The following is a 23,078-nucleotide window of genomic DNA, read 5'->3' as shown; positions in this document are numbered from 1 at the left end:
GCCTAATGCATTCACGCACCACTCTCCGGAGCCGCACGTCGGTCCGGGTCGCCATGGTTGCCCTGGCGACTGTTTTTGCCGCTACGGCCTGCGGTTCTTCCGACGCCGGCGGCAACGCAAACGGCAACACCGATGTCGCAACCGGCGGCAAGCTGTTCAGCACCGCCGACACGGAAACCGCGAAGCTCGGCAGCGATGCTGCGCCCGGCGAGTTCCCACGCACCATCACCCATGCTCTGGGCGAGACCACCCTCGAGGCCAAGCCGACCCGTGTCGTCGTCCTCGACAGCGGCGAACTCGACGAGGTCCTCTCGCTCGGGATCACCCCGGTCGGCATCGCCAGCCCGGAAAGTGCCGCCGGTCAGCCGTCGTACCTGGCTGACAAATTGGTCGGTGTCCCCGATGTCGGCACGACCAACAACCTCAACCTCGAGGCGATCACCGCACTGCAGCCCGATCTGATCCTCGGCAGCAAGCTGCGCCAGGACAAGCTTTACCCGCAACTCTCGGCAATCGCTCCGACAGTCTTCAGCATCCGCCCCGGCTTCCCGTGGAAGGAGAACTTCCTCCTTGCCGGTGACGCACTCGGTGAAGAGGCCAAGGCCGAGCAGGTTCTCAACGACTACCAGACGCACGCGGATCAGGTCCGTGAGTCGATCGACGGTTCGCCGACTATCTCGCTGGTTCGCTTCATGTCCGGGAAGCTGCGCCTGTACGGCAACCTGTCGTTCATCGGCGTCATCTTGAAGGACGTCGGCCTGCCACGCCCGGCGATCCAGGACATCAACGAGTTGGCCGTCGAGGTCAGCCCGGAAACGATCACCGAGGCAGAGGGTGACCGAATCTTCTACTCCAGCTACGGAAATCCCGCAGACACCGGTCAGACCACCGTTGTCGCCGGTCCGCTGTGGGCAAGCATGGACGCAGTCAAGGAAGGCCGCGCCACCGAGGTGAGTGACGAGACCTGGTTCCTGGGCCTCGGCCCGACAGGCGCAGGCCTGGTTCTCGACGACCTGCAGGCCAAGCTCAGCAAGTAGCCGTCACCGACACAAAAAAAGCCGCCCGACTCTCCGGAGTCGGGCGGCTTTTTTGTTCAGCGGTTGTCCTGCTCGAGGTGTTCGTTCATCGTCGAGTGCAGGTCGACGAGAAATTCCTCGAATCGGCTGAGCAGTTCGGGCGGGTATTTCTCCATCATGGCGTCGAGTCGCACGGCAAGTGGGCCGAAGAACTCGTCCGCGAGGTCCTGCACATGCGCACTGCTGTGCAGCGTGACCACGCGACGGTCTGCATTCTCACGGGTCCGGACGATATGTCCCGCCTTCTCCAGGCGGTTGAGCAACGCGGTGGTTGCGCCCGACGTCAGCGAGACCCGCTCTCCGAGGCGGGCGGGCGAGAGCGGCGCCCCCTTCTCCTCGGCAGCTGTGATTTCCATCAAGGCAGTCGCGTCGGTGGAATGCAGGCCGAGCCACGACGCGAATCGATGACTGAATTCGGTGAACGTCCCACCGTACGCGCGGAATTCGTCCATCAGCCGCTCCCGCTCCACGGAGATGTCGCGCGGTGCTTCCACCCCGTGATCCCACCTTTCCTGTGCCAGACGGCGGCCGGTCGAGCCCAGCGCGCACGTTGACAACTTACCGCCTCAAATATACCTTCACTGTGAAGTTACTTCACAATGGAGGTTTATTCGTGAACATCTCACCCACCACTCGCAAGTGGTTGGGCCTGATCGCCATCGCACTCGGCGTGGCACTGATCGTCGTCGACACCACCATCGTCAACGTCATAGTTCCCTCGATCATCGAAGATCTCGGGATCAACGCCGTTCAGGCTCAATGGATCCAAGAGTCCTACGCAATCGTGTTCGCGGCGCTCCTGCTACTGGTCGGCAGAGTTGCGGACCTGGTCGGCGCCCGTCGCATCTTCATCGCCGGTGTCGTCGTGTTCGGCGCAACGAGCCTGCTGGCCGGACTGGCACCGAACGGCGGCCTGCTCATCCTGGCGCGATTCCTGCAGGGCGCCGGCGCGGCCATGATCCTGCCCACCTCACTGTCGCTTCTGAACGCGATGTTCACCGGCAAAGCCCGCGGCCAGGCCTTCGCAGTCTGGGGTTCCACCATCGGTGCTGCCTCCGCCCTCGGCCCACTACTCGGCGGCTGGCTTGCCGAACATGCCTCATGGCGTTGGGCATTCGGCATCAATATTCCGCTTGCTGCGCTCATTCTGATCGGCGCAGTGCTGTTCATCGCGCCCTCACCCCGCACCGCTGGACGCATCGACGCCACCGGAGCGGCACTGTCCATCGCCGGCCTGGGCCTGCTCGCCTTCGGCCTCGTCGAGGGACGTACGTATGGGTGGCTGACGACGAAGGAACCCTTCGATCTGTTCGGCCTGTCATGGTCCAGCGGACCGTCGCCGGTTCTGGTGGCATTGGTTCTCGCCGTTCTGTCGCTCGGTGCGTTCGCCTACCGCCAAACCATGCTCACCCGCAGCGACGATCCGTCGCGGGCGCTGATGGACGTACGACTGTTCTCCATCTCGTCGTTCCGCAATGGCAACATCGCGACGCTGATCATCGGACTCGGTGAGTTCGGAATCGTTGCGGTGCTTCCTCTCTGGCTTCAGTTCACGCTCGGGTACAGCGCACTCCAGGCAGGGCTCGCGCTGGTTCCCATTGCCATCGGCAGCTTCGTCGCCAGTGGTGCGAGCTTCGGAATGGCGTCGAAGGTCTCGCCGTTGGGCTTGGTCCGTATCGGTTTGGCCCTCGAAGCGCTCGGTCTCGCCGGTCTCGGATTCATCGCGGCGACAGACAGCCCCTGGTGGACTATCGCCGCAGTGCTCTTCTTCTACGGCATCGGTGTCGGTTTTGCGACTGCGCAGGTGACCAACGTCGTGCTCGAGGAGATTCCCGAGCAGAGCGCCGGTCAAGGCTCCGGCATTCAGAGTGCGTTCCGCCAACTCGGATCCGCACTGGGCATCGCTGTCCTCACCACGGTCTTCTTCAGCACTCTCAATTCCACGCTGAACAACGACCTCACCGAATCCGGTGTCGACCAAGCTCAGGCTGATCAGTTGACGCGTGCTGTCACCGACAGCGCGGGCGCCGCCATCGACTCGCTGGCCGGGTCACCGAGCACCGCTTTCGTCGCCGACGCTGCACAGTCTGCAATGACTCACGGGATCACACTCGGCGGATACCTTGCGGCCGGATTTGTCGTGGTCGGCCTGATCGCCACCGCGCTCATCCCGAACAAGCCTGCCCCGTCGACCGAGGAGGAAACAAAGGCAGCAGCCGACGCCTGACGGCCGGATCGGTGCAGTACGGTGCCGGTATGCGATTGCCCTGGTCACGGTCAGCACAGTCACGTCGGTCAGCACGGTCACGTCAGCCTGCAACGGTGCTCAGCGCGGCCGACATCGTGGCCGTCCGTGAGCAAGCACGCGAATTGGTAGTCCCCGGTTTCGCGACGTTCGACGCAATCTGCGAAGCCGCCCGAGACTGTGTCGAGGGCGGTTTCGAGAACGATGAACTCGGCAGACAGATCGACGCAGTAGTGCGTGAGGTCTGGGACCGAAGGCTCGGGGAGCAGACCCAGTGGGCGGGTCCCGGCGACTTCGAGCGCGTATCCGCCGCCTTCGCAGAACTCGAGCGCAACGGCATCGTGGCCCGCATGAACTTCACCTGCTGCATGCAGTGCGGCACTACCGAAATCGACGACGAACGCACGTCGTCCGAACCGGACGAGAACGGGTATCCCTTTGCTCAGTGGGCGTACACGTTCTTCCACATGCAAGATGCGGAGCGTCTCGGCGACGAGCCGTCCGATCTCTACTTGTCCTACAGTGCGTTTCGTCCGGCCCACGATCTCGATCCCGCGCTGGTCTCCGCCGCGTTCGGCGGCGACGAAACCGCCAAGGCACAGATGATCGCGCACACCGATCAGACCGTCGGGCGCCAGGTAGCCGACGCACTCCGAGCCCAGGGACTGAGCGTCGACTGGAACGGTGACAACAATCAGCGCATCCGCATCTCCGACGTATGTTGGCGCAAACCACTACCGCAGTAGGAGATTCAGCTGGGTGGCAAGACGCGGTCGAGGAACGTATTGCTGAATACGCGGTGCGGGTCGTGTTCGTCCAGAGTGGCGAGAGCGAAGTCCCAGTTCCCGTCGCCACCGGCACGGAAGGTGGCAGGCACTGTGCTGGTGAGGAATTCGTCGTCCTGGTACGCAGCTTGATCGGTGAATGCCCATCCCTTGGACCACTCCGGACGGAAAGTCGCGTAATCGCCGGAGTAGTTCGCGACCATCCACCGTTCCATCTCGCGAAGGAACGCGGGCAATCCCGCGGTGCCGGGAATCGAGACCACGTTCATCCAGATCGCCGTATCCCAGTCCTGACGATCCGCCCGGGGCCGCACCGCTGACAGATCCGGCACGCCGGCGCTGTCGACAAGGACTTCGCCACTGTCATCGACACCACAGAGACGCACTTCGAACGGCATGTTGACGGGATACTGCCCCAGCGACGCGTAGTGCGTCATTCGCTCGTTCAACCAACTCGTCATCTCGTGGACGACTCGGCCGATGTTGGACCGCTTGGTGATCACCGCGCCGCCGCCCGCTACTACGCGCAACGTCGTGTGCCGCAGGTAGAACAGAACATCTTTTGACCAACCCCACAGATCGTCGGTGTCGGTCAGCGCCAATCCTGCTGCTACAGCTCCGAACTGAGAGGCGCCGAACAGCGGTGTCGCAGCTTGAAGGCCCTGCGCCACCATCCCCAACGGGGTGGTGACTTCTTCGGGAATCGCGTCGGAGAAGAAGTAGTTGTACGGCCCGCTCACCTCTCGGGACTCCGGTGGTTTGACCGGGGTCGGCGTCCAGACCTTGAGCCACGGTGTTTGCGTGAACGGGAACCAGATCGCCTCCACCCGTCCGGATTTCTCGACAAAACTCTCGTAGGTACGCCCTGGCGAACCGGGAGCAGCAAAGAGTTCTTGCCACGGAATGTCGGTGAAACTCCGGCACCGCAGCCGATAATTCTCCCCGGCTTGCAGCGTCACGGAGGTGACGAAGGTTCGGCCCAGGTGAGTCAGGAAAGCCGTGATCTCGTCATCTGATCGGTGAAAAGTCTTCAGCCCGTATCGATTGCGGCCTTCGTCCCACGCCACCACCGTGATCTCGGTGATCAGATTGCTCAGCGAACCATACGATTGACCAGGCGTGATCGTCTCCCCCACCGCCGGATAGGTTGCCCCGTGAGCGCCGATCGCCAGCGCGCCGGCGATGGACAGCTCACCGATCGCCGGAGCGTTGGCCCAGCCGAGCCCCTCGCGCTCGAGCGCTGTCAGAATCGCTTCGATACTGGCGCCGGCGCCCGCCGTGACTGTTGCGGGCGTGCCGTGCTGCACCACAACCGAATTCAAGTTCGCCATCGTATCGACCAGCAGAACTCGATCCGAAGGCGCGCCGGGCACCACCGTCAACGGACTCCACCCGTGCATCGTTCCCTTCGCACGCACTGTGTACCCGTTGTCGAACGCCCAGTTGGCGAGGGTGACGACGTCGTCGCTATGACGTGCCGTCGCCGTCCACACACTCTCGAGCATGATTTCTCGCGACCAGTTCGCGTATGCCTGCTGTGACAACGGAATGTCCGACGGAAATCCGGGCGGTGGCGCGATGGTCGATGCCGAGCCCCAGGGAACAGCTCCCGCCGGTGCCCAGGAAATACCCGCGAGAGCAGCTGCGCCGACACTCGCTGCGAGAAATCCGCGCCGGCTCACACCGTTTTCTCTCGAGCTGTGCTCCGCCTTGCGCTCTGCTTGATGCACCACTGCTCACTCCGTCAGCCGACTCGGTTCATGTCAGGGACGAACGTAGAACAAATATGATTACGATGCCAGTGGTTCCGTAATAAAAGATTTAGATGCTCACTGCACCATCGGAGCGAAGACGGCGTAGATCGCTTCCGGGGCGCCGTCGAAAGCACTGATGATCAACCAGGCAGTCAGGACCGTCAGCGCCGGCCCGATCAGAATCTTCTCGAGGTTCCCACCTGCGCGGATGGACAGAAATGACGGCAGCCGTTGTTCCCACCACCGCTTGCCGCCGAGCGGAATCAGGGGCGCGAGAAACGGCACCCCTTCCTTGGTGATCGCATCGCCGAGACAGTGTGTGGCGCAGCCCAGTGCCACTGCAACACCTAGCCCGGTGGATCCGGCCTCACTCGGATACCACTGCCAGGTGAGGGCCGAGAGCACCAACGCAACGGCGGAGACGGCGAGCCAACCCTTCTCCTTGGCCAATTCACCCGCCAATCCTCGGATCGCCAGCCCGAGGCAGAAGAACAGCGTGATGATGATGGCGGGCTTCCCGAACTGAACAACCAGCGCCGAGACCCCGGCCCCAAGACCGGCGGCAAACAGCGCGGTGTGCGTGAGCGTCCGATGCCCACCACGACGCTTGCCGTCCTTCTTGCCTTTGGTGATGCGGTAGAAGGTCACCGAAATTGCGTCGATACCTTTGGCCAGCGCTTTGCTGAGCGGACCGAATGATCGGGAAACCGTCGACTGACCGGTATCGAGGTCGGGAAGCAAGGCGGCTCCCGCGCACACACCGGCAAAGGTCAAGGTTTCAGCGGTGGATGTGGGCCCTCCCCAATCGAGAGGCAACAACTCTGCAACCACCAACCCCACAGCAGCACCGGACATCGCGTGGGTGGGGCCCATGACCATGAAACACAACACCTTTCGAAACGCGCCCCGCATCAGGCCGTACCGCACCCTCTGCAAGACACCACACACATGACGCCGTCGGCGACGGTCTCGGCATGCTCGCCGAGACCGCCCCGAACGTAGCAAGTGCTACCGACAGGGTTGACCAACCTCCGGCCCCAGTTGAGTACGGCCGTACCGTTCCAGGTCAAAGCGGTTCATGCGGAGCTTTTTTCGCTCGTCAGCCCGCAGCAACCGCGCATGACAGGGCAACGCCTTCCTCCAGCGGAGCGACGCCTGCCATGTTGAGCACCTCTGCCGGAACACCCTCGATCGCCGGAGCCCATTCGACGGTCGGCAACGCCGGCACCCCTTCACGCGCAATGAATGTCGCGGCGTCGCCAGGGACTTCGATCGTGATTGCGGCTGTACCCGCCTCCTCGGCGCGCACAACCTTGCCCTCGTCGATGAGCTTCTGCAGTTCCTCGTCGGAAATCGGCGTCGCGGCACCACACGCTACTTCCGGTGCCACACCCGCCTCTGACGGAGCGGTCGCGATCGATCGCACCGCCACCGGCGACCCGTCGGAAATCGGGTTGGAAGCCCAGGCGATTCCCGGCGCCACGGCCATACCGAGGACCGCCACCGACGCCACCACCACACCGGTCCGGCTGGCCCGCTTGCCGTTCACTTTCAATCGCGTCATCGTTGTTCTCCTTGATCGAACGTTCTCGAATTCTCGGCGCGGTCGCATCCGAGAAACCCGAGGTTATGAAGCCAACACTGCAGATCTGTTGTCGGTTTCTTAGGAGTTGATGAGAATGCGGCGGCCCTCGCTCCGAGCGAGGCCCCAGGTCGCAATCCGATGGCACCATGGCTGGAGTGAGTACACGCGAGCGCATCCTGATCGTTGACGACGACGCGAAGGTTCTGAATTCGCTCGAACGTGGACTCCGATTGTCGGGCTTCGACACGGCAACTGCCGTCGACGGACGATCGGCTTTGTCATCGGTGAACAAGCAATGCCCGGCCGCACTCGTTCTCGACGTCAACATGCCCGGCCTCGACGGCGTCGGAGTGGTAACCGCCCTGCGCGCGATCGGCAACGAGGTTCCGATCTGCGTACTCAGCGCCCGAAGTTCCGTGGGTGACCGCATCGCGGGGCTGGAGGCGGGCGCCGACGACTACCTCACCAAGCCCTTCGAATTGGCCGAGCTCGTCGCCAGACTGCGCGCATTGCTACGACGCACGACGCGAGCCACTCCGTCGGTCGACCATCCGATCACGGTGGGACCGCTGACGGTCGATCTCCGTGGCCATCGAGCACACATCGACGGTAGGCGAATCGAACTCACCAAAAGAGAATTCGACCTGTTGTCGGTACTCGCCGAGCATGCCGGTGTCGTACTCAGTCGCGCACAACTCCTGCGACTCGTCTGGGGTTACGACTTCGCTGCCGACACCAATGTCGTCGACGTCTTCGTCACCTACCTACGCAAGAAACTCGAAGTCGACGGGGCGCCCCGCGTGATCCACACGGTGCGCGGAGTGGGCTTCGTCCTGAGGGCCGAACGATGAAGCGGCCGCTGTCACTTCAGACCCGGGTAGCCATCGCGTCGGGCCTGGCCGCCGGAATCGTGATTGCCGCGATCGGAATTGCGTTCGCGGTCTTCCTGCGCGTCAACGGATCCGAACAACTCGAACGCACTCTCGATTCCGTCACCCTGGGCGTCGCAGCGAGTGCGCCGAGCCCCCTATTCATCGAAACACCAACTGCAACCACAGAACCATTCGTGGTCAGCCCTGGATTCAACGCCACGACCGTCAGCGCCTTGGCTACCACCGATGTTCGCAGTCGGGATGTTCTCGTGCCCGGCGACAGCGGCGCCGCACTGGCCGTCAGCATCCCCGAAGACCCACTGACCCAGGCAATCCGTGAGCAGCAGTTCCAAGTGGCCGCTGCGGCAGTGGTCGCCATCCTTGCCGCGGCCGGGCTCGGCTGGTTCCTCACAGGCCGAGCCGTCCGGCCTCTACAGCAATTGACCGAGACCACCAGTTCGATCGGCAACAACCTCGACGTCGAAGGACTCTCGCGCCGGGCACCGTCGGTTCGTGGAACGCGCGAAGCCGAAGAACTGTCGGAGGCAATCCACAGCATGCTCAGTCGCATCGAAACCGATAGAAGCCGCACCGAAGAGGCGTTGGAGTCGGCACGCGATTTCGCTCGCGTCTCCGCCCACGAACTACGCACACCTCTCACGTCGATGCGTACCGATCTCGAAGTTCTCGCAACACTGGATCTCACGGAAAGCCAACGCCGCGAACTGTCCAGCGAGTTGTTGGAGGCGCAGCGCCAGATCGAGCGCACCCTGACCGATCTCGAGACGCTCGCCCTGGGTGAAGTGGCCGATCCGGAGGATTGTGCCGACGTCGATCTCGTGGAGGTTGCCGATCGCGCCGTCGCTGACGCCGGCCGTCTGCACCCTCAGGTCGACGTTCGTTTGAAAGCACCGGAAGAACTTTCGGTTCAGGCCTTTCCCGCGGGCATCCGTCTGGTGTTGACCAACGCCGTCACCAACTCCGTTCGGCACGGCAATGCCGACGAAGTCGAGATCACCGTCCGATCAGGGGCTGCCACCGGTTCGGCGACGGTATTCGTCGACGACAACGGCACCGTGATCGAGCCGTCGGAACGCGAAGCGATGTTCGAACGATTTGTTCGTGGTACCGGCGCCGGCGACGCCGGAAGCGGTTTGGGGTTGGCCCTCGTCGCGCAGCAGGCGCGACTGCACGGCGGTAGCGCGCGACTCGACGCGAGCCCACTAGGCGGAACTCGATTGATATTCTCGATCAACCCAATTCGACATGCAGAGCCTCGAGCAGCGGCTTGGCTGCCTCGTCGAAGAATCGGTCTTGGGTATCTCCACCGATCTGTACCAGCGCCACATCGGTGAACCCGGCATCCGTGTACGCCTTGACTGCCTCCACGATGACATCGAGATCAGGGCCACACGGAATACTTTCCGCCACATCCTCTTTGCGCACGAACTGAGTCGCACCTGCGAAACTCGCCGGTGTGGGTAGTTCGGAGTTCACAGACCACCCTCCACCGAACCACCGGAACTGCTGATGAGCGCGAGCGATCGCCGTGTCGCGATCAGGATCCCACGAGATCGGAATCTGACCGATGGTCCGGCCTGCTGGAGCCAACCCGTACGCCCGGCCGTGAACATGCTTCCACTGGTGCACCAGATCCGAATCCGGTTGCACGGCAATCAGGTCATCGGCCATCGGACCGAAACGCTCGACGGACTTGTCGCCGGACATGGCCAGCGCCAGGGGAACCGGGTTCTCCGGGAGATCCCAGATCCGCGCGGACTGAACGTCGAAGTACTCCCCCTTCCAGCTCACCAGATCCCCGGCAAGCAGTGCACGAATGATGCTCACTGCCTCCTGCAGCATGTCGTGCCGGGTGTCGACGGACGGCCACCCCTCGCCGACCACATGCTCGTTCAGGCTCTCGCCACTTCCCAATCCCAGTGTGAAGCGCCCGTCCGCGAGGATCTGGATCGTCGCGGCTTTCTGCGCGACCACGGCAGGGTGGTACCTGACGGTCGGACAAGTCACATACGTCATCAACCCGACTCGCTCGGTGGCATGGGCAACTGCTCCCAGCACCGACCAGGCGTAAGGCGCATGCCCCTGCTCGGTCAGCCACGGCGAGTAATGATCACTCATCACTTCGAAGTCGAAGCCGACTTCTTCGGCCCGAACTGCATGGCGGACCAGTTCTTTCGGGCCGGCCTGTTCGGTCATCAAGGTATAGCCGAATCGTGCCATCACTGATCAACTCCCGGTATCTTGGCCTGAAACGAGTTCGGAAATCACACTGCCGTCGAGGTGGTCGAGAAGGTCGCGGGCGTCGTCGTACACCTCCGCCGCACCCGCGCCGTCGAGTTCGTCGGTCGACATGCCGCCGCTGCGCACTCCCACAGCCACAACGCCTGCCGATGTCGCCGCCTTCATGTCCCAGACGGCGTCTCCGACCATGACCGCATCGCCCGCGTCGACACCTGCCTTCGCGAGCGCGATTTCGATCAGGTCCGGATCAGGCTTGGCCTCGTCGACGGATTCCGAAGAGGTGGCGGCGTAGATCATTTCGTCGATGTCGAGCGTCTGGCGCAACAACTCCAGTTCGTCGTCGGGCGCCGAGGTAGCGAGCACGACGTGCAGTCCGAGCGAGTGAACTCGGCGGATCAACTCTCGCGCTCCCGGCAGTACTCGGAGACGGTCAGCCGACTGCCGGTAGTACTTGGTGTGAAGTTCCTTGGCCCGTGGCCCGCACCCGTCGATGTCTTCGCCGAGCAACGTCTCCAGTAGTTGGTCTCCGTCCATGCCGATGCAGCGGTGCACCCGCCACGCGTCAACCGGGCGACCCACCTCGAAGAAGGCTCGCGACCACGCTTCTACATGCAGATAGTTGGAATCGACGAGCGTTCCGTCGATGTCGAAGAGAACTGCACCTGCTGCCATGGGAATTGACTGCCCAACACTTCCGTTCGCGAAACTTGTGCCCGAGCATTCCCCGCTCGAGAAGCGGATCATGGAGAGTGCGAACAGCAGAAGTGCACGTCGAACAGGGGTGTCGTCATGGAGTCAGTGGTTGTGTTCCTTCTCGCATGCTTCGTCTACTGGTTCGCACTGCTGTAGTTGGGCAGACAAAAACGGACCGCTGCCGGGAAGTGATTTCCCTTGCAGCGGTCCGCATTCGGTAAACCTAGGCGATGCTCATGTCAGCGGGTCACTGACCTGCGCGTACACCTTCTTCGACGCGCTTGCCCAAATCTGCGTCGACGTTCTTCCAGTACTCGAAGACACGCAGTAGAACTTCTTCGCTGACGCCGGCAAGGGCGTGGCCGACGATGTTGCTCACCAGGCGCTCACGAGCTGCGTCGTCGAGAACTTCACGGACCAGCGTTCCGGCCTGCGTGAAGTCGCCGTCCTCGGCGTGCTCGATGTATCCGGCGCGCACTGCCTTGCCGTCGAACGACCACAGGCCTTCGTCACCGGCAACAGACGGATCGGCGTGAGGTCCGCCGTACGAGTTGGGTGCGTACACCGGCGTCGACGGGGAATTGAAGCTGTACCGCATGGCGCCCTCCTTGGAGTAGGAGTTCACCTCGTTCTTCGGGGCGTTGACCGGCAGGTCGGCGTAGTTGGTGCCGATGCGGTAACGATGTGCGTCGGCGTAGGAGAAGACGCGGCCCAGAAGCATCTTGTCCGGGCTGAATCCGATGCCGGGCACCACGTTCGACGGCTCGAAGGATGCCTGCTCGATCTGCGCGAAGAAGTTCTCCGGGTTACGGTTCAGCGTCCACTTGCCGACCTCGATCAGCGGGTAGTCCTTCTGGGACCAGACCTTGGTGAGGTCGAACGGGTTGAAGCGGTAGCCTTCGGCCTCGTCGACCGGCATGATCTGAACCTTGAGGGTCCAGCTCGGGAAATTACCGGCCTCGATGGCGTTGTACAGATCCGCGCGGTGGTAGTCGGGATCGCTACCGGCGAGGCTGTCTGCTTCTGCCTGCGTCAGGAACTCGATGCCCTGATCGGTCTTGAAGTGGTACTTCACCCAGAAGCGTTCGCCCGCAGCGTTGACCCACTGATAGGTGTGCGATCCGAAGCCGTCCATGTTGCGCCAGGTCTTCGGGATACCGCGGTCACCCATCAACCAGGTCACCTGGTGAGCCGTTTCGGGACGCAGAGTCCAGAAGTCCCACTGCATGTCGTGGTCACGAAGACCGGAGCCTGGCAGTCGCTTCTGCGAACGGATGAAGTCGGGGAACTTGATGGCGTCCTTGATGAAGAACACCGGGGTGTTGTTGCCGACGAGGTCGTAGTTTCCCTCTTCGGTGTAGAACTTCATCGCGAAACCGCGCGGATCGCGCCAGGTGTCCGGGCTGCCCTGCTCACCGGCGACGGTGGAGAAGCGGACGAGCGACTCGGTCTTCTTACCCGGCTGCAGGAACGCGGCCTTCGTGTACTTGCTGACGTCGTGTGTGATGACGAGTTCACCGAAAGCGCCGCCGCCCTTGGCGTGGACGATGCGCTCCGGGACACGCTCGCGGTTGAACTGCGCGAGCTTCTCGATCAGGTAGTGGTCGTGAAGGAGCACCGGCCCCTGAATACCCGCGGTCAGCGATTCGTCATCACTTGCGACCGCGATACCGAAATTGTTGGTGGTGGGCTTGGTCATGGCGAAGCCTCCTAGCGTTGTGGGCTGGGCGTCAGAGGAGCGGGGCTGCATCCGAGCCGAACGCATGGGCTGCATGCGAAGGGGCTGGCTCGGAGGTTCTGGACGCATCAATTCGATTCTGCGAGACCGTGTCCGACGCGGTGTCGGATTCGGCAGAATTCTTCAGGCAATCTTCGCAACGGCCCCAGAACACGACCTCGGCTTCGTCGATTTCGAAGCCGTGATTATCGGAAGGTTCGAGGCAGGGAGCTTGGCCGACAACACAATCGACGTCGACGACCTTGCCGCAGCCGCGACAGACGAGGTGATGGTGGTTGTCACCAGTTCTCGTCTCGAACCGTGCGGGTGAACCCGCCGGCTCGATGCGTCGCAGCAATCCTGCGTTCACGCATGCCTTGAGCACGTCGTAAACGGCCTGTGTGGATACCGATCCGAGCTGCTGCCGCACGAGTGCTGCAACAGAATCGGCGTCTGAATGCGGTTGGGCTGTAACCGCATCCAGCACGGCGAGGCGCGGAGCAGTGATCCTCAACCCGACGGCGCGAAGTTGCGCTCGGGGGTCGAAGTCATGCTCTCCGTCTCGCATGTTTCCCAGTATGCCGCTTTTCTGGAATTAGTCAAGAAAAGGATTGCCTAAGTTGAATCGAGACCGGCGTCACATATCCGGGACGGGAACAAATGCGGGGCGACCACCGTTGAACACCCTGTCGGCGTCCGAACAAGCCCCGGGCCCCACCCCTTTTGTCGCTGCGAGCGACCACCCGCCGAGAGGCGCCTGTGGGACGTCGACACCTAACTTTTTACACAACACGAGCAAGGCCGCCCAATCACTGAGGGCGGCCTTGCTCGTTCTTTCGCAGGTCAACCCCCTGCTATCGGTGCTTGGCTGCTCCCGTAGTCATTTTTCCGCCCAGAATCACGACGCCGTGATGAGTGCCCGATGCCAACCAGTTCGGCAGTGTCGGCCCCTCTGCCTCGACGCTCACGCGCGCATATCGGAACGACCCCGTCAGCCTGGCCGACGCGATCGCCAGACCTCCACCGGATTCCGGCTGCGCAAATCCCAACGCCCCGACAATCGGCAGACGCGGCCCGAGCATCCGCGTGTCCGAACGCACCCGCCATCCGTCGCCGGTTGCAATGAATTTCTGCTGCACATCTCCGTCGAACTCGGCCAGGACCTTGGGTAGTTGCCAGTGGAACCGTCCGCCGTGCACCGACGGTTCCGAATCCACCGCGATGAAAGGGACCGCCATCCGCGGCATAGGCCCGATCCGTTTCCCTGGCGCATGCAAGACCGGACTGGCGAGGATCTCGCGATACGGGCCGACCGGCGAATCGAGGTAGTCCACCATCATTGCTACCGTCACCGGAATCGTTCGATCGTCTGGCCCGAGTTCCCGCGCCGCCGGCGTACTGCGGTGCCACCACAGTGTTGCGCGAACGGAAGCAGGCCACGGCGGCGGATCGCTCACCGGCCAGTCGACGCGGTCACTTGTCGATTCAGGCACGCTCCACATCGGACACCTTCTCAGCTCGAACGGTCAGGGGAAGCCGCAAAGCACCTGGTGCATGCGTCGGCACCACCGGGTTGGACGGCAACGTCGGATCGATACGTACGTATGGTTCGCCGGTCTTCGGGCGGGCGTCTGCGGCACCTTTGTTCGGCCACATCGCGCACGCTCGTTCCGCCTGCGCAGTGATGGTCAGGGAAGGATTCACGCCGAGATTCGCGCTCACCACCGAACCGTCCATGACGTGCAGGCCGGCATGTCCGTAAGCACGGAGATACGGATCCACGACGCCACTCGCCGCGCTGTCACCGATTGCGCAGCCACCCAGAAAGTGCGCCGTCATCGGGATATTCACGATCTCGGCGATGGAACCGCCCGGGTCACCGTCGATCTTCTCGGCGACCTTGCGAATAGCTGCATGGCCCTGCGGAATCCACTGGGGAGGTGGATCACCCGGTCCCGGCCTACTGGTGAGGGAACGCCCGAATCGTTTGGTGTTCTTGGAAAGCTCGAGGGAGTTGTCGTCGGTCTGCATCACCAGCGCGATGACGGTTCGCTCGGACCAGTTCCGTACCGACAAGGACCGGAAGAAGGCACCTGGGTGCCGTGCCGCGACCGCCAGAGTCTTCAGCACCCGGGGAGTTCGCCCACCACCGTCACTCAGGACGGTCTGCAGAAGTCCTATTGCATTGCTGCCCTTGGCGTATCGCACCGGCTCGATGTGCGTGTGATCATCCGGGTGAAAGGACGATGTGATCGCTACGCCCTGCGTGAAGTTCCGTCGACGCGACTTCGACGTTGCGGCCAGTACGGCTTCGGAATTGGTACGTACAACGGTGCCCAGAGTGTCCGACAGGTCAGGCAGGGCACCGGATTCCTTCATACCGAGCAGCAGTCTCGCCGTTCCGTACGTTCCGGCGGCTACCACCACCTGATCGGCGGTGAACCGAACTTCTCGCCGGCGGACGCCGTCCGTTCGCCTCGCGAGCAGGTGATAACCACCGCTTGCGCTCGGCCGAAGTTCGGTGACGGTCGTGAGCGGATGAACCCTGGCGCCCGCTTGCTCGGCGAGATGGAGGTAGTTCTTGACCAGCGTGTTCTTCGCCCCGACTCGGCACCCGGTCATGCATCCCCCGCATTCGGTGCAACCGGTGCGTTCGGGCCCTTTTCCGCCGAAGAACGGGTCCGGCACGGAAACTCCTGCCTCCCCGAAGAAAACACCGACGGGGGTGGACGTGAAGGTCTCCCCCACGCCCATCTCTTCGGCTACGTCTTTCATCACCGCATCGGCCGGAGTGAAGGACGGATTGGTGCGAACACCCAACATCCGTTTGGCCTGGTCGTAGTACGGCGCCAGTTCGTCGTGCCAGTCCGTGATGTGCGCCCACTGACGGTCTTCGAAGAACCGCTTGGGTGGCTGATACAACGTGTTGGCGTAGTTCAACGATCCGCCCCCGACGCCGGCTCCCGCCATCACGAGTACGTCCGGAAGAAGGTGGATACGCTGAACCCCATAACATCCGATCCACGGCGCCCACAGGTACTTTCGCATCCGCCAACTGGTTTCGGGCAACTCGTCGTCGGCAAACCGTCGACCGGCTTCGAGCACCCCGACACGGTAGCCCTTCTCCGTCAGGCGAAGAGCGGCGACACTGCCACCGAATCCCGATCCGATTACCACCACGTCGTAGTGCGTCGTGGTCATGCCTGGACGCTTTCGATCTTGCGAGCGGAGTAGTTCTCACGATCGAAATGTTCCAGCAGCGAACGGAATTTGAATGTGAACGTCGGCCACTGCACCGAGTTGCGCCCCTCCGGATCGATGTACCAACTCGAGCATCCGCCCTTGTTCCACACCGTGTGCTGCAACTCGTGCTGAATTCCCTTGTTGTAGTGCACCTGTACCGACTCGTTGACATCAAGAGCGTCCAGTCGCTCACGTTTCATGGTGTTCAACGCGTCGTTGACGTACTCGGCCTGGGACTCGAGCATGTACACGATCGAACTGTGTCCGAGGTTGGTGTTCGGACCGTACATGAGGAACAGATTCGGGAACCCGCTGACCGCAGTGCCCTTGTAGGCATTGGGGCTACCGTTCCAATGCGCGGCCAGCGTTTCGCCACGTTTTCCGGTGATCAGATGCGCCACAGGCGGTTCCGTCGGCGTGAACCCCGTGGCGAAGATGATGGTGTCGACCTTGTGCTCGACTCCGTGCCCGTCGACCACCCCGCCCTCGGTGACCGAGACGAGCCCGCTGTCGACCAGGCTCACGTCCGCGCGGTCGAGGGTGCGCAACCAGTCGTTGGACAGAAGCATGCGCTTGCAACCGATCGTGAAATCGGGAGTCAGTTTCCGGCGCAACTCCGGATCTTTCACCTGTCTGCGCAGATGGAGGCGCGCGGCCGCCTCGAAGGCCGGCAGGACCCACGTCGCATGTGACATCGCGGCACCGAGCAACTCGCGAAAACCGTAAACCGCTCCGCGAACAACTTTCTGCGTAGCGGGAATCCGCGAGTAGACGGCCTTCTGCGCCGCAGGCAGGGTGCGATCCATTCGCGGAATCACCCAGGCCGGAGTTCTCTGGAACACGGTGACATGGGCAGCAGGGTCGGCAATTTCGGGAACGAACTGAACCGCCGACGCTCCCGTTCCGATCACGGCTACGCGCTCACCACGCAGTTCGTGTTCGTGGTTCCACGTCGCCGAATGGAAAGTGGTACCGGAGAATTGGTCGAGACCGGGAAAATCCGGGATCTTGGGTGTCGACAACGCCCCGGTCGCAGCGACCAGCGCTTTGGCTGTCAACGACCCCAGGGATGTCCGGACACGCCATAGCGCCGCATCCTCGTCCCACACAGCAGCTTCGAGTTCGCAGTTCAGGACTACGCGATCCACGATGCCGGTGTCTGCCGCCACCTTCTTCAGATAGTCGTAGATCTCGGGCTGACGAGCGAAGGTATGACTCCAATCGGCGCTCGGCGCAAAAGAATACGAGTACAGCGCCGTCGGCACGTCACAGGCACAACCTGGGTAGGTGTTGTCTCGCCAGGTGCCACCGATATCAGCTCCGCGCTCGATCAACACGACGTCCGCCGTTCGGTTGTCACGAAGCATTCTGGCCGCCAAGCCCATACCGGCGAATCCGGCACCGACGATCAATGTTTCGACATGTTCGGGAAGCTTCACTTCTTCTCCACTCGGGATTGCCAGGCCGGCAACAGTCGCGCCCTGAGCGCGTCGTCGGCTTCGGGTGTACGGAAAAGGGCTGAGACTGCAAGCCCGCGAACGAGTTCGATAGTGAGTTCAACCGACTCGGAGTCGAATCGATCGCCGAACAACTCGGCGCTACCGAACTCGAGTGCCTCACTGACCTTGCGTTCGAGGGGCACCGTCGCCGCATGCAGAACAGGATCGGTTCGCGCCGCGACCCACAATTCGAGGGCGGCGTAGAACAGTGGCCCGGAGAACGCGTCCGCCAGGACCTCGAGACCTCGGCCGCGATCCACTTCAGCGGTGAGGATTTCTTCCAGTCGCTTGTCGACCAGATACTCGACGGCCGCAACGACCAGCGATTCCTTGGTCGGAAAATGATGCAGTTGCGTACCTCGCGAGACCCCTGCGCGGCGGGCGATCTCCTGGGTGCTGGTCCGGGCGTAGCCCAGTTCGACAAGCGATTCGACAGCGGCGTCGAGCAGGCGCCCACGCATCGCGGCAGTTCGTTCGGCCTGCGTACGGCTTACTTTCGCATCGGAAGTGGTCTCGGTCACAAGACAACTGTAGAGCCGAAACGTAAAACAGTCCAGGCTGACTTCAAATCTTGATACGTAACATACCGATCAGTCAGCTCTGCCTGATAACGTCCTCGCATCGAGCGGAGGGAAACAATCGCTATGCCAGAGCAAACTGCATTTCCACACCGCCGTGTCGGACTGGTGGAAGACCACGAGTCGGTGGCTATCGGCTTGTCCGTGATGCTGAAGGACGAGCCAGATATCGAGTTGGTGTGCATCGCGACCACTGTGTCCGAGATGCTCGCTCAGAACGTCAGCTTGGATCTGGCAATTCTCGACCTCCGACTGGCCGACGGTTCATCGCCCAAGAGCAACGTCGAGGAACTGCGGGCCGCGGGGCTCGAGACATTGATCTTCACCGGGGCGGAAAACCCGTTCCTCGTTCGCTCGGCCGCCCGTGCCGGCGTACTGGGCGTCGTGCGCAAGTCCGAACCGACTGCCGTCGTGATTGATGCAATACGCGCCGCCGCGTCGGGAAGGCAGGTGGTGACGACAGAGTGGGCTGCCGCAATCGACGGGGATCCAGGTCTCGACGAGGTGGGTCTGAGCCCTCGACAACTCGAGGTCCTCGAACTTTACGCATCCGGAGAGAAGGCAGATCGGGTTGCGCGACTCACCGGTTTGGCGCCGCAGACGGTCAACGATTATCTCCAACGCATCAGGCAGAAATATGCGGCTGCCGGACGGCCGGCCCCCACAAAGACAGATCTGTACAAACGCGCGGTCGAGGACGGGGTGCTACCGATTCCGGAACGCAGAAATCTCGGTAGAAATCTGACCTTGACTAACAATGACCTTCAGTAATGAAAAAGTTCGGTAACGATTGCTTTCGCTAAGGCTGCCCCTGGAAATATGGGCAGAGGAATTGATGTCTGGGAAAAATGGCCAACTTCGACTTACATTCACCTGGTAAGAAGACGGCACTGTCGGGGAGTCTGTCATTCCGCTAGACGAAAGAAAGACGAAACTCATGACCGTCACTGTGGAAAACTGCATGACACAAGAGCCTGTCGGACCGCACCTTTCGGAGCGCGAAGTCGAGGTTCTCAGGGAATGGCTACTGAGTGATTCGAAGTCACGCGTCGCTCAAAACCTCTACATAAGCGTGGGAACGGTGGGAACCCACCTGTCCCGGATTCGCGAGAAGTATGCCGACGTTGGAAGGAACGCACCGACGAAATGCGAACTACTCGTGCGAGCGATACAAGATCAGATAGTGACGATCGACGAACTCTGATCGACAAAGTTGCTTTCGACAAAACAGCCACTGCTTCTGACGAAATTCTCAGGCTCTTCGGCCGTTTCATCGGCGCAGGCTATGTCTGTTATCTGATATTGCTCGCCCCTGCCATTGCCGAAGCCACTGCGATGTCCGCGTCTTGGTGGACCCCGCTGGCAGTGGTCGCAACTTTCGGTAGTGGACTGGTATTGGGAGCATCGACGTTTCACGCAGACACCCGGCGGGTGAAACGAGCCGCGAGTGCAAATGCGCTCCTCTACGTCGTGGTCATCCTCCTGTGGTGGCCGGCCTGGAATGGTGAGCACGTCACGGATTTCACCTTGTGGATTTCCAATTTCCCCGGCGTCGCCAGCCTTGCGGCAGCTGCGGCTTGGCGACCGGCCGCTGCCGTCGTGCACCTTTTCGTGGCGGCAACACTCGCACAGTTGACCAATCACATAATCCGGACGAGTCCCACGACGCACCTGCTTGTTCCCGACCTCGCCTTCGCCTGGACATTTTGCGCGGTATTCGTCGCAGCGGCCGTCATGGCCTTGCGCACCGGTCGCGTGCTGGATGCAACTATCGCCACCACTCATGCCGCTGCGGCAGGCGCCGCAGCGGCCGAGGCCAAGTCCGTCGAACGCGAGAGATTCGACGCACTCATCCACGACACCGTGATGTCCACCCTGCTCGCTGCTTCGAGAAACGATGCCGATCCCTCGGTCATCGCTCAGGCACGAAGGACTGTCGAGAGGCTTGACGAACTCCGCTCCGGAACCGATCACGAGACGAGTTTCGACTTCGACGGAATCCTCGCTCAGTTGCGTTCAGCCGCTTCGGAAGTAGACGAAAACATCACGTTCGAGACCGCCCTCTCAGTCGGGTCCGATCCGAGCGGATACGCGCCCGACTCGATTCGTGCGATGGCCGGTGCGATGGCCGAGGCGCTGCGCAACAGCGTCAAGCACGCCGGAAGCAGTGCACGGCGTTCGGTCACGGTCACGGCAACCACCACCCACCTCGAAGTAGTCGTCGCGGACGACGGCGTCGGCTTCGATCCGAGCTCCGTCGAGACGCATCGCCTCGGAATCACTGTCAGCATCCGCGGCAGAATGCGCCAACTCGACGGCGGATCGGCAACCATTCGATCGTCACCCGGCCGCGGCACTTCGGTGACTCTGACCCTGAGCTTGCCCGCAGCGGTGATGGCATGACCAGACCGGACGGACGAGATGTCCGCGATCTCCTCGGTATGCACAGCCGTGCTGCTCGATTCATGGCTGCATGCTTCGCGCTCACCTGCGTGATCTCGGTCGCGTACACCTCCTCCGACGTCCGCGCAGTCTGGCCGATGGTCTTGGCAATTATCGTGTGCTCAACTGCGGCTTTCACACTCGTTCTGAGCCGAGGCGACCCGATGCCGCTGGGGCAGAGCGTTCTGGTGTCTCTGACTGGCGCCGTCACGAGTGGCCTTGTGTTGTCAGTGGTTCCAGTGCCCGTCAACGACATGACTCAATTGTGGATGTTCGGGATGTCTACGGCCGTTTTCACCTTCATGTGCGTTCGTGGGCGTACAGCACTCGCGTGGCTCGGGCTTGGGCTCATGGTGTTGGTGACCGCCATCTGGTCCTCCACTACCGGCCAGGGGGCCATGTACGGAGTGTCGTTGACGGTCATCAACGCGGGCCCTGTTCTGATGTCGACCTTCTTCGCGTACACCATCCGTCCTCAAGCCAGGGTTATCTACGAACTTCGGGAGCAGTCCACCCAACGAATTGCCTCCGCATCCGCTAGCGCCGCGATTCTCGAGGAACGCGACGCGCAACTCGACAGGCTCGATCTACTTGCGCGCCCACTCCTCGAACGGGTCGCTTCCGGGATTCCGCTGACAACCGCCGAGCGGCAAGAATGCGAACTCCTCGAGGCGCAACTCCGAGATTCGCTGAGGGCGCCTGGCTTACAACAGACAGATGTCATCGATGCTGTGCATGCCACTCGAAACCGCGGCGTCGAGGTAGTCCTGCTCGACGACCACGGAATGGATGGCGCTGACCCCGCCGTGCGCGACCGAATCCACGCGAGCATCGTCCGGGAACTCACCGCGATCACGCGAGGCAAAGTGACCATTCGGATCCTTCCACCTCGGCGCACCGCTATGGCCACGATGCTGGTCGACACTGAAGACGTTCGACGAATCGAGTTCGATCACAACGGAATGCAGCTGTTACGGCAGGGAGATCAAGGGGAACTCGGCGCCTCGTCCATGTCCGTCGATCCGACTACAGACAGCGCCGTCTATCCCGAATAGCTTTCGAGGAGAGTGAGATTCACCGCGTCGATCACCAGGAGAAATGAATGATCTTCGAACTGCGTCCAGCACATGTTGCACGCGCCCTTGCCGCACTGTGTACCCTTCCGATTCTGTGGACCTTCGCAGTCGAGGGAATCACCACGACAACGGAATACGACTACAGCACGGGCGAAGTATCCTCATCGAGCGACCTGGGCTCTCAGATCGGAAGCGTAGCGATCTGGATCGTCCTCGCGATCGCATGTGCCGCCGGTGCATGGTATCTGGAGAAACAGCGCATCGGTTGGCCGCCGGCGGCACACGAGCAGCTGGTCAAACTGCAGCTGGCATCACCCAACCGAGAAGAGTAAAGGTCCCTATCGCTTCCGATCGCCGGCGCGGAGAAGATTACTGGGAACCGTATGGCCCACTATCTCTTCTGCAACGGCAGCGGCACGAATGCTCGCATCCAGGTCGATACCTGTCGCAACGCCCATGTCTTCGAGCATGTAGACCAGTTCCTCAGTCGCGATATTGCCACTGGCACCAGGAGCAAACGGGCAACCGCCCAGGCCACCGGTGGACGCATCCAGGTTTCGAACTCCGTGCTGCACAGCCGCCAACGCACTGGCAAGACCAGCGCCACGCGTGTTGTGGAAGTGCACACCCAAGCCGAAGTCACCCACTCTTTCGCCGACAGCGTCGATCAACCGTCCGACGCGTCCCGGTGTGGCAGTGCCGATGGTATCCGCGATCGAGAACTGATCAGCGCCGAACTCTTTGGCCTGCTCCGCAATCCGCAGAACACGGTCCGGATCGGTTGGACCGTCGAACGGACAGTCCCAGGCTGTGGCCACGATGACCTCCACCCGTCCACCAGCCTCGTGGACGATCCGGACGACCTCTCCGATACGTTCGGTCGCTTGCTCCGTCGTCGACCGAGTGTTGGCCTGGCTGTGGCCATTCGATGCCGACACAACATATTCGACGGTTTTCATTCCTGCAGCAACGGCCCGTTTCGCTCCACCGATTCCGGCGACCAATGCCGAGAACTCGATGCCTGGCCACTGGTGCAACTCTGCGGCCAACAACTCCGCGTCGGCCAGTGCCGGCACCGCACGCGGTGACACGAACGACGTCGCCTCGATGCGCGAAACACCTGTCGCAGACAGAGCTTCGACAAGACGAAGTTTCTCCGCCAGCGAGACCGGGTCTTCGATCTGCAACCCATCCCGTGGCCCGACTTCACGAATGCTGACCGCGGGAACACCTGCTTCAGGTACCGACACG

At 62.1% G+C, this 23,078-nt stretch carries 22 protein-coding genes and 1 pseudogene; 10 read left to right on the top strand and 13 right to left on the bottom strand.

Features of this window, described 5'->3' with window-relative positions:
* Positions 1 to 5 precede the first annotated feature (5 nt).
* A complete protein-coding gene (locus FEZ59_RS08030; RefSeq protein ID WP_172932518.1) occupies positions 6 to 1,037 on the top strand; it encodes an iron-siderophore ABC transporter substrate-binding protein in 1,032 nt (343 codons plus the stop codon).
* 56 nt (positions 1,038 to 1,093) lie between these two features.
* On the opposite strand, the gene FEZ59_RS08025 is transcribed toward FEZ59_RS08030, so the two are convergent.
* On the bottom strand, positions 1,094 to 1,570 hold the full coding sequence (locus FEZ59_RS08025) for a MarR family transcriptional regulator (RefSeq protein ID WP_172932517.1): 477 nt from the start codon (positions 1,568 to 1,570) through the stop codon (positions 1,094 to 1,096).
* A gap of 119 nt (positions 1,571 to 1,689) precedes the next feature.
* On the opposite strand from FEZ59_RS08025, the gene FEZ59_RS08020 reads away from it, so the two are divergent.
* Positions 1,690 to 3,303, top strand: coding sequence for a DHA2 family efflux MFS transporter permease subunit (locus tag FEZ59_RS08020; protein ID WP_172932516.1), 1,614 nt, complete (start codon positions 1,690 to 1,692; stop codon positions 3,301 to 3,303).
* Between the two features lie 95 nt (positions 3,304 to 3,398).
* Complete coding sequence (locus tag FEZ59_RS08015) at positions 3,399 to 4,067, top strand: hypothetical protein (RefSeq protein ID WP_166501712.1); 669 nt, start codon at positions 3,399 to 3,401, stop codon at positions 4,065 to 4,067.
* A 5-nt stretch (positions 4,068 to 4,072) separates the two neighbouring features.
* On the opposite strand, the gene FEZ59_RS08010 is transcribed toward FEZ59_RS08015, so the two are convergent.
* The 3 genes from FEZ59_RS08010 to FEZ59_RS08000 form a co-directional block, all read right to left on the bottom strand.
* A complete protein-coding gene (locus FEZ59_RS08010; RefSeq protein ID WP_172932515.1) occupies positions 4,073 to 5,839 on the bottom strand; it encodes a cholesterol oxidase substrate-binding domain-containing protein in 1,767 nt (588 codons plus the stop codon).
* 96 nt (positions 5,840 to 5,935) lie between these two features.
* Complete coding sequence (locus tag FEZ59_RS08005) at positions 5,936 to 6,739, bottom strand: metal-dependent hydrolase (RefSeq protein WP_007732353.1); 804 nt, start codon at positions 6,737 to 6,739, stop codon at positions 5,936 to 5,938.
* Positions 6,740 to 6,959: 220 nt separating this feature from the next.
* The gene (locus FEZ59_RS08000; protein WP_019746594.1) at positions 6,960 to 7,424 is read right to left on the bottom strand and encodes a hypothetical protein; all 465 of its coding nucleotides are present in this window, start codon (positions 7,422 to 7,424) and stop codon (positions 6,960 to 6,962) included.
* 167 nt (positions 7,425 to 7,591) lie between these two features.
* Here FEZ59_RS08000 and FEZ59_RS07995 point away from each other — a divergent pair, with 167 nt between their 5' ends.
* Both FEZ59_RS07995 and FEZ59_RS07990 read left to right on the top strand, forming a co-directional pair.
* Entirely contained in the window at positions 7,592 to 8,296 is a 705-nt protein-coding gene (locus FEZ59_RS07995; RefSeq protein WP_003943475.1) for a response regulator transcription factor, read from the top strand.
* Complete coding sequence (locus FEZ59_RS07990) at positions 8,293 to 9,672, top strand: HAMP domain-containing sensor histidine kinase (RefSeq protein WP_172932514.1); 1,380 nt, start codon at positions 8,293 to 8,295, stop codon at positions 9,670 to 9,672. The genes FEZ59_RS07995 and FEZ59_RS07990 overlap by 4 nt, the downstream gene beginning before the upstream one ends.
* Here the strand turns inward: FEZ59_RS07990 and FEZ59_RS07985 are convergent.
* From FEZ59_RS07985 to FEZ59_RS07950, 8 genes are all read right to left on the bottom strand, one after another.
* Positions 9,569 to 10,558 (bottom strand): LLM class F420-dependent oxidoreductase, encoded by a 990-nt coding sequence (locus FEZ59_RS07985; RefSeq protein WP_020723628.1) that lies wholly within the window; start codon positions 10,556 to 10,558, stop codon positions 9,569 to 9,571. The two genes, FEZ59_RS07990 and FEZ59_RS07985, sit on opposite strands and share 104 nt — an antisense overlap.
* Positions 10,559 to 10,564: 6 nt before the next feature.
* The gene (locus FEZ59_RS07980) at positions 10,565 to 11,251 is read right to left on the bottom strand and encodes an HAD family hydrolase (RefSeq protein ID WP_172932513.1); all 687 of its coding nucleotides are present in this window, start codon (positions 11,249 to 11,251) and stop codon (positions 10,565 to 10,567) included.
* Positions 11,252 to 11,519: 268 nt separating this feature from the next.
* Positions 11,520 to 12,971 carry a catalase gene (locus tag FEZ59_RS07975; RefSeq protein WP_019746589.1) on the bottom strand — a complete coding sequence of 484 codons (1,452 nt, stop codon included), beginning with the start codon at positions 12,969 to 12,971 and terminating at the stop codon, positions 11,520 to 11,522.
* A 31-nt stretch (positions 12,972 to 13,002) separates the two neighbouring features.
* Positions 13,003 to 13,557 (bottom strand): Fur family transcriptional regulator, encoded by a 555-nt coding sequence (locus FEZ59_RS07970; protein ID WP_019746588.1) that lies wholly within the window; start codon positions 13,555 to 13,557, stop codon positions 13,003 to 13,005.
* 286 nt (positions 13,558 to 13,843) lie between these two features.
* Complete coding sequence (locus tag FEZ59_RS07965; RefSeq protein ID WP_172932512.1) at positions 13,844 to 14,491, bottom strand: hypothetical protein; 648 nt, start codon at positions 14,489 to 14,491, stop codon at positions 13,844 to 13,846.
* Positions 14,475 to 16,190, bottom strand: coding sequence for a GMC family oxidoreductase (locus FEZ59_RS07960; RefSeq protein ID WP_172932511.1), 1,716 nt, complete (start codon positions 16,188 to 16,190; stop codon positions 14,475 to 14,477). Before FEZ59_RS07960 ends, FEZ59_RS07965 begins: the two co-directional genes overlap by 17 nt.
* On the bottom strand, positions 16,187 to 17,671 hold the full coding sequence (locus FEZ59_RS07955) for an FAD-dependent oxidoreductase (RefSeq protein ID WP_172932510.1): 1,485 nt from the start codon (positions 17,669 to 17,671) through the stop codon (positions 16,187 to 16,189). The genes FEZ59_RS07960 and FEZ59_RS07955 overlap by 4 nt, the downstream gene beginning before the upstream one ends.
* The gene (locus FEZ59_RS07950) at positions 17,668 to 18,192 is read right to left on the bottom strand and encodes a TetR/AcrR family transcriptional regulator (protein WP_020968240.1); all 525 of its coding nucleotides are present in this window, start codon (positions 18,190 to 18,192) and stop codon (positions 17,668 to 17,670) included. Before FEZ59_RS07950 ends, FEZ59_RS07955 begins: the two co-directional genes overlap by 4 nt.
* A gap of 183 nt (positions 18,193 to 18,375) precedes the next feature.
* Between FEZ59_RS07950 and FEZ59_RS07945 the strand changes: the two genes are divergently transcribed.
* The 5 genes and pseudogenes from FEZ59_RS07945 to FEZ59_RS07925 all read left to right on the top strand — a co-directional run bounded on the left by FEZ59_RS07945 (position 18,376) and on the right by FEZ59_RS07925 (position 22,159).
* Positions 18,376 to 19,080, top strand: coding sequence for a response regulator transcription factor (locus tag FEZ59_RS07945; protein WP_019746583.1), 705 nt, complete (start codon positions 18,376 to 18,378; stop codon positions 19,078 to 19,080).
* 211 nt (positions 19,081 to 19,291) lie between these two features.
* A pseudogene (locus FEZ59_RS07940) lies at positions 19,292 to 19,513 on the top strand (helix-turn-helix transcriptional regulator); the annotation flags it as partial.
* A 131-nt stretch (positions 19,514 to 19,644) separates the two neighbouring features.
* Positions 19,645 to 20,712: an ATP-binding protein gene (locus FEZ59_RS07935; protein ID WP_172932509.1), complete on the top strand. Its 1,068-nt coding sequence runs from the start codon at positions 19,645 to 19,647 to the stop codon at positions 20,710 to 20,712.
* Complete coding sequence (locus tag FEZ59_RS07930; protein ID WP_133728594.1) at positions 20,709 to 21,806, top strand: hypothetical protein; 1,098 nt, start codon at positions 20,709 to 20,711, stop codon at positions 21,804 to 21,806. Before FEZ59_RS07935 ends, FEZ59_RS07930 begins: the two co-directional genes overlap by 4 nt.
* Positions 21,807 to 21,853: 47 nt before the next feature.
* Complete coding sequence (locus FEZ59_RS07925; protein ID WP_134998534.1) at positions 21,854 to 22,159, top strand: hypothetical protein; 306 nt, start codon at positions 21,854 to 21,856, stop codon at positions 22,157 to 22,159.
* Positions 22,160 to 22,165: 6 nt separating this feature from the next.
* Here the strand turns inward: FEZ59_RS07925 and FEZ59_RS07920 are convergent, their stop codons facing one another.
* Entirely contained in the window at positions 22,166 to 23,077 is a 912-nt protein-coding gene (locus FEZ59_RS07920) for a hydroxymethylglutaryl-CoA lyase (protein WP_172932508.1), read from the bottom strand.
* Position 23,078 lies beyond the last annotated feature (1 nt).

This window comes from Rhodococcus sp. MS13, assembly GCF_013277835.1.
Taxonomy (GTDB): domain Bacteria; phylum Actinomycetota; class Actinomycetes; order Mycobacteriales; family Mycobacteriaceae; genus Rhodococcus_F; species Rhodococcus_F erythropolis.
The sequence above is the reverse complement of the archived record's forward strand: the minus strand, read 5'-3'. Positions and strand labels throughout refer to the sequence as shown.